At 35.1% G+C, this 1,004-nt stretch carries 1 protein-coding gene; it reads left to right on the forward strand.

From position 1 onward, the window contains the following. Nucleotides 1-235: 235 nt before the first annotated feature. The gene (locus tag ADI58_RS05110) at nt 236-415 is read left to right on the forward strand and encodes a hypothetical protein (RefSeq protein WP_049521709.1); all 180 of its coding nucleotides are present in this window, start codon (nt 236-238) and stop codon (nt 413-415) included. The last annotated feature ends 589 nt before the right edge of the window (nt 416-1,004 follow it).

The following is a 1,004-nucleotide window of genomic DNA, read 5'->3' on the forward strand; positions in this document are numbered from 1 at the left end:
AAGACAACTTCCTATTTTAGCATGGGATACAACGAATCGTGATACAGAATCATACAGCCAAATCGTCTCTGAAGAGAATCCTCAAGAAATGCTTGAACTAATCGAAAAGCTACTATAGAAGTGATAGCCTTCGAGATTAAGAGTAGACAAAGTTCATGTGGCATTAGTAACTATGAGAGATTGATCTAAAAATGTTACCTTCTTATTGGGAGTGAAAAGTATAGAAAGGGAATTGATGAATCAATTACAGGAAAATCAACTGGCTAAAAAAGCTATTATTTTATACTTTGATAGCTCCTATTGTGAACAAGCTATTGTAACCATTAAATCTTTATGCGCGCATCAACGCGGATTAAGGATATATGTATTTAATAAGGGGGATATTCCGCAAGAGTGGTTTTCTGCACTTCAATGATGGTTGCCACTTGATGATACCTATAATTTTTTTGTAGGCTATGATGTTTATGATAAAAGTGAATATAGACTTTCTCGTACAAGATTAGTAGATAATCAATTACCTTTAGTGCTATATTGGAATAGCCTGGCAAGACCCTATGGATATTGCATTGAAAATGAAGGTGCCAGTCCTAGATTTTCCTCAGACTAATCATGTTGGAGATCGAGCACAAGTTTGTGACACATCACAACTAATGGCGGATCAAGTAAAACAGTTGATAGCAGATAAGAAGCATTTGAATATACTTTAGTCTATCGATAATCGGAGTCTAGCTATGAAACTTGGTAAACTCAAAAAATCTTAGATTTTTAGATTTATAGAATAAAAAATTGCACTTAATTATAAAATATGAAAAAAGGACTATTATGCTAATCAGAATGTCCTTTTTTGTTATGCGATTTTCAGTCCTTCTCGCTCCGTTAGGTGCGAGACGAAGGTTATATAGTGGATTGATACTCAATGAAAAGCAAAGAGCGAACTAGGAAGCGAGCCACAGGTTGCTCAAAACACTGTTTTGAGGTTGTAGATGAAACTGACGAAGTCAGCT

Source organism: Streptococcus mitis (genome assembly GCF_001074635.1).
Lineage (GTDB): Bacteria > Bacillota > Bacilli > Lactobacillales > Streptococcaceae > Streptococcus > Streptococcus mitis_E.

Coding starts and splice junctions, on each gene's coding strand:
- ADI58_RS05110 (WP_049521709.1), top strand. CDS start 236: ATGAATCAATTACAGGAAAATCAACTGGCTAAAAAAGCTATTATTTTA.